Consider the following 5,911-nt stretch of genomic DNA (forward strand, 5'->3'; position numbering starts at 1 on the left):
AAGCCGGTGCCGTCCAGAAAACTGCCGATGTGTACCTGTGGATGGGTGATGGCGGCGGACGTGATTTCAGCCGCCTGGAAGGGACGCCCTGGCATCTTTATGATATTGCTTCGGGTGAGAAAGCCTGGTCCGGGAACCTGGAGTTCAGGATGGAAAATCTTGTAGAGCCCGGATTTGAAAAAGATTTTACCATGGCCGATGTGTGGGAGTGTGATTTTTCCGCATTTAACACTCCCGGAGAATACAGGCTGGTTGTCGAAGGAATGGGCACCAGCCCGGTTTTTCCAATCAAAGAGAATATTTTCGAAGAAGCATTTAAAGTATCCATGCAGGGTATGTTCTATCAGCGTATGGGCTGTGAAGAAAAACCCAACGGCGGTTTTCCGTATTCCCGCCGCCCCCTGTTTAAACAAGGGGTTGAGCCGGAAGATTTCGTTGTTTACATTTCAAACCGGGAAATGGTGACCGGGGTGAATCCCGATAACAGGGACTGGTATGCCGAAGACCTTTCGGGGGAAATAGTTGAAGAATCCTGGGGCGGCTGGGCAGATGCCTACGATAATGACCAGCGACCGGTGAATTTTATTTGTGTATTCGATATATTGCTTACATACTACCTCAACCCCGATGCCTTTAAAGATAATCAGCTATATATTCCTGAATGGGATAACGGGATTCCCGATATTATCGACGAGGCATTATGGCAGATCGACTGGTGGCTCAGGATGCGTGATCCAGGGGGAGGCTATCTCACCGGACTGACCAACATCAAGGCACCTGAAACAGATGTCAACTATGCCGGTGCAGCATGTGGATGGCAGGGATGGTGCGTGGCTGCCGGTGCGGCGATGGCAGCCGATTGTTTCAGGCTGGCGGGTAACCAGGAACTCAGGGAAAAATATACCGAAGCCGCACTTGAGGCCTGGGACTGGGCAATGAGGCAACACGATCATATGCTAGATGACCGTGCCAGCGGATTGCGCGGCCGTGACCTGAAAATGACCGCGGCTGCTTTCCTTTATAACCTTACCGGCGAATCAAAATTTGAGGAAGTAATATACCAGGAAAGCGAGGCAAAGGATCCCTCATCCAGGGTGAAGGATAGTGGGACCTTTGAGCAGCAGTATGCCTCTGTCGCCTACATCTTCACTCCGCAAAAAGTCAATTTTCCGGAATTACAGGAGAACATGAAAAACATAATAATTCACCAGGCAAAAACCGATCACCTGGGCAAAACGGATGGAAGTCCGACCCGGGCTGCCCGCTGGGCAGTCAGCTGGGAAGGTATGTCGCAGACTTCAAACGAGATGTCTTTGGTGGCAATAGCACACAAGATAACCGAATGCCATGAGGAGAAAGAATATTTTGAACAGGGATTGTATTATGAGGCTGAATGGACACTGGGAAGAAATCCGCTGGGACTGGTACAGATGACAGGACTGGGCGACAGGGCCGTTACCCAGACCTTCGCCCCGGGGCGCCGTGACGGGTATCCGGGACTCACTCCCGGCTGGACGCCCTATATGTGCCGTGACGGCTGGAATAACAGCGATGATATTCACCGTTGCGAATGGTACACCAACAGGAATTACCCGGATGACAAGGAAATATGGCCGTGGGGTGAACACTTCTGGAACAGCCGCTACTCGGTGCCAAACAGTGAGGCCACCCCTCAGCAGACCTTCCGGCAAAAGATTGTCTTGTACGGTTACCTTTTTGGAATAAATAAATTATATCCACGAAGACTTTAACCAGGTCCCGACCGAACCCAGGCCTCAATAAGCAGCAGACCTTATTCATGTGTATAAAGTAAATCTTTCATACAATCAATATCCAGTGATGAGCAATCCGAAAAATACTGAACTCTCTCAAAGCCGGCGTAGCTTTATTAAATCCACCGGGGCAGCATCTGTTCTGCTAATGAGCAATGCTCTTTTCCATTTCCCTGTCAAAGGTTCGGGAAAACCGGGTGAGGTAACCGGTCGATCGCCATGGTACAGGAGGCTGACCCGGTGGGGACAGACCAACATAACAGAACCGGATTCCCAAACCTACGATATCGCTTGGTGGCGCGGTTACTGGAAACGAACCCTGACGCAGGGCATTGTTGTAAATGCAGGCGGCATAGTAGCCTATTACCCCAGCCAGATCCCTTTTCACCGGCAGGCGGAGCACCTGGCAGGGCGAGATCTTTTTGGCGAACTGTGCAATGCCGCTCATGAAGAAGGGCTGGCTGTATTTGCACGTATGGACTCCAATAGAGCTCATAAAGATCTTTTCCGGGCCCATCCCGACTGGTTCGCATTCAATGCTGACGATGAGCCCTATATGGAAGGCGACCTTTATGTCACCTGCGTTAACAGTCCATATTACGACGAATTTATCCCGTCCATTTTGCAGGAGGTCATTAAATTGTATAAGCCCGAGGGCTTCACCGATAATATGTGGCACGGACTGAACAGGTACAACATATGCCATTGCAAACGGTGCAGGGATAAGTTCAAAAAACAGTCCGGCTTCAATATTCCGGAAAGTGTCAACTGGGATGATCCTGCCTATCGTCATTGGATCAGGTGGAATTACGATCGCCGGCTTGAAATATGGGACTTTTATAACCATACTACCAGATCTGCCGGCGGGCGCGATTGTATCTGGGTTGGAATGACCCCCGGCTCGATAAGCTGGTCGGCCGCCAGTTTCAGGGACTACAAGGGAATATGTGAAAGAGCAGATATGATCATGCTCGATCATCAGGCACGTTATGGCAATGAATCCGGGTTCCATCAAAATGGAGAAGTTGGAAAACTCATTCATGGGATGCTCGGATGGGACAAAATCATACCTGAAAGTATGGCTATGTATCAGCAGGGAACACCCAATTTCCGGCTGACAAGCAAACCCGAACCGGAAGCCCGTATGTGGGTATTAAGCGGTTTCGCAGGAGGAATTCAGCCGTGGTGGCACCATGTTGCCGCCTACCATGAGGACCGGAGAATGTACCGGACCGTTGAGCCGTTGTATAAATGGCACAGCGCAAATGAACAATTCCTTGTAAACCGCCGGCCTCTGGCAACCATTGGGGTGGTATGGTCGCAGGAAAATATGGATTTTTATGGCCGTAACAACAGTCAACGTCTGGTGGACGAACCCTGGCGGGGCATGACCCAGACGCTTCTGCGGGCCCGAATACCCTATCTGCCTGTTCATGCCGATCATATTGACAGCCAGGGAGATCAGTTCTCTGCGCTTGTTCTGCCAAACCTGGGCGTGATGACCGACCGGCAGATAACCAGCATAAAGAATTTTGCATCCAGGGGCGGGGGACTGGTGGCGACAGGTCAGAGCAGCCTTTTCAACGAATGGGGTGACCCCCGGCCGGATTACGGACTGAGTGATCTGTTTGGAACACATTTGGTCGAAAAATACAGCGATCATAATCATGCCACCAGCCATTACACCGGGGAGACCCTCCACACTTACCTTCGGATCCTGCCTGAACTGCGCTCCCGGGTCGATGGTCCGCGATCGGGCAGTGAACCGCACGTGTCGGCTGACCGCCAGTTTGCCCGCCATAATTTGCCTGATCACAGCAATCTGCTGGCAAACCTTATCCGCTGGGCATGCAGGGGCAATATACCTTTAAACATAACCGGAGGAGGCCTTGTTGATTGTAATCTGTATCATCAGTCCGGGCGTATGATCCTGCATCTGGTTAACCTGAATAATGAAGGAGCATGGCGGCAGCCAATACATGAACTTAGTCCGGCAGGCTCCTTTACCGTCAGCCTTAAGGTTCCGGACGATGTTTCCGGCATAAGCCTGCGCTTACTTGTATCCGGCCATAACCTCCAGGTCAGAAAAATAAACAGCTGGATAAAATTTGAGATTAAATCACTTCATGATCATGAGGTGATAGTTGTTACCTGATAAAGTAATCGCCATTTGAAGGCGAGTCCGTATACATTACTCATACCTGAGCGATTCAACCGGGTTACGCCGCGCTATGCTCCAGGTCTGCCAGATAGTGATGATTGTTTGCAGGGCAAGCACAATAACCACTCCCAGGACAAAAAGCCACCAGCTAAGGGGAGCTCTTACTGCATAATCCCTCAGCCATCTTTCCAGCAAAAAGTAGCTTACCGGGATGGCAATTGCCGAAGCTATGACAACCCACTTCAGTGAGCCGTAGTAAAGAATAGCCATCATTCGCGATGTTGAACCTCCAAGGACCTTCCGGATCCCTATCTCCTTGGTTCTCCTGGAGATGGTATGCGACACCAGCATGAATATGCCCATCATCACGATCACAACCGCTAATGCAGCACCAACCCTTATGATCTTTCCGAGTCTCTGCTCAGCTGCATAGAAGTTACGGTAGATACTGGAAGTGTAACTTGTACTCATTATGTAACCCTCATCAAATGACTTCAGTGTCTGCTCAATCTTCTCCATTGCCGGCCTGTAGTCGGCGGTAGCCGAAAGCCTTACCATGATGTTGTTTATATTCTCCCTATATGCTGTAATCACAAGGGGTTGAATTTCATTTGCAGCAGATGAATAGTGAAAATCCCTTACCACGCCAATCACCTCAAGTGGGTCCTGAAACATAACCACCTGCCTCCCCACAGCCGAATTCAGTCCGAGCATTCTCTCCGCCGCCTCGTTCAGTATAACGCTTTGCCTGTCGGTAGCAAGGTCAGGATTAAAAAATCTGCCCTCCTTCAGCTCCAGTTCCAGCAAAGCGCACAGACCAGGCTGGACCCGGTATTCGTTGATCGTAAGAATATTGTCTGCCGGACTTTCCAGCAGCCTGATACCCTGACCGCTGGTCCCTCCCCCAATAGTGTGGCCCGATGCAGCTACACCTTCAATTTCAGGTATGGTTAGCAGCTGTTCCCTGATATCCGGGTATTGCCTCTTCATATTGTCATTCAGGTTGTAGATATTCACAAGCCCCTCGGGGTTCAGTCCGGGTGGCATATTCTGCAGGTAGGTTACCTGGTTGGTTATGCCGAAAAGGTATGTAAGCAGCACCAGCGTAATTATAAGCTGCATTCCCCCGGCCAGGTTCATGACCACTCTTCTGCGGCCAACCCCACCTTCATGCGGCTTCAGGATGGCTGCAGGCCTGAGCCTGCTGAGGTAAAAGGCCGGGTAACTGCCGGAAAGAATTACCGTTATAACAAATATGCCTGCCAATGCCGCAATCAGCAACGGCGACCTGAACAGGTCGCCAGGGAAACTGCGCCTCATCAGCTCGCCGAACTGCGGCAAAAGAAGTGTGGCCAGCACCAGTCCGATCAGAAAAGATATGGCCACGATAAAGGTCGTTTCGGCAAAGAACTGCCTGACGATATCACTTTTCCGTGCCCCGTTGACTTTCCTGATGCCTATCTCCTTAGCCCGCTGTTCACCTTCAATTACAAACAGGTTTACAAAATTGGTGAGTGCCAGGAACATGACAAGAACGGCAATGGATCCCACTATAATAACGGTATTGATGCTACCTGCCGGCCCCAGTCCATATGAAGCAGTTGAAAACAGGTGCAGCCTGGTAAGCGGCAAAATTTCTGAAGAGAACCCGTAGTTTGCAAACATGCTGAATCTCTCTGCCAGATTTTCATTGTTTGCCTGGCATATTGCATCTGCAACTGCCGTGGGATCTGCACCCGTCTCAAAAAGGTAATAGGTAAAGAATTCCAGTCCCCCGAGCTGGTGCATGAAAGAGAGACTGCTCATCGGCATAAGCAAATCGAAGGAAAAATGGGTATTCCGAGGGACATTACCGGTAACCGCTGTAACAGTGAAGCTCCTGTTATCCATCTCCAGTATCTGCCCCACTGCCGGATTGTTCCCGAAAATTCTATTCGACCAGAATCTCTCCCCCAAACTTACCGAATTCTTCAAAGCC

3 protein-coding genes are annotated in these 5,911 nt (G+C 50.4%); 2 read left to right on the forward strand and 1 reads right to left on the reverse strand.

The features are described 5' to 3' along the window. Both EA408_00270 and EA408_00275 read left to right on the forward strand, forming a co-directional pair. Window positions 1–1,751, forward strand: a 1,751-nt coding sequence (locus EA408_00270; GenBank protein ID TVR75472.1) for a hypothetical protein, incomplete at its 5' end; no start/stop codon positions are given. 88 nt (window positions 1,752–1,839) lie between these two features. Continuing rightward, window positions 1,840–3,927: a Tat pathway signal protein gene (locus EA408_00275; GenBank protein TVR75473.1), complete on the forward strand. Its 2,088-nt coding sequence runs from the start codon at window positions 1,840–1,842 to the stop codon at window positions 3,925–3,927. A gap of 36 nt (window positions 3,928–3,963) precedes the next feature. Here EA408_00275 and EA408_00280 read toward each other — a convergent pair whose 3' ends face one another. Then, entirely contained in the window at window positions 3,964–5,841 is a 1,878-nt protein-coding gene (locus EA408_00280) for an FtsX-like permease family protein (protein ID TVR75474.1), read from the reverse strand. Between the last annotated feature and the right edge of the window lie 70 nt (window positions 5,842–5,911).

It is taken from the genome of Marinilabiliales bacterium (assembly GCA_007695015.1).
In the GTDB taxonomy this organism is placed as follows: domain Bacteria; phylum Bacteroidota; class Bacteroidia; order Bacteroidales; family PUMT01; genus PXAP01.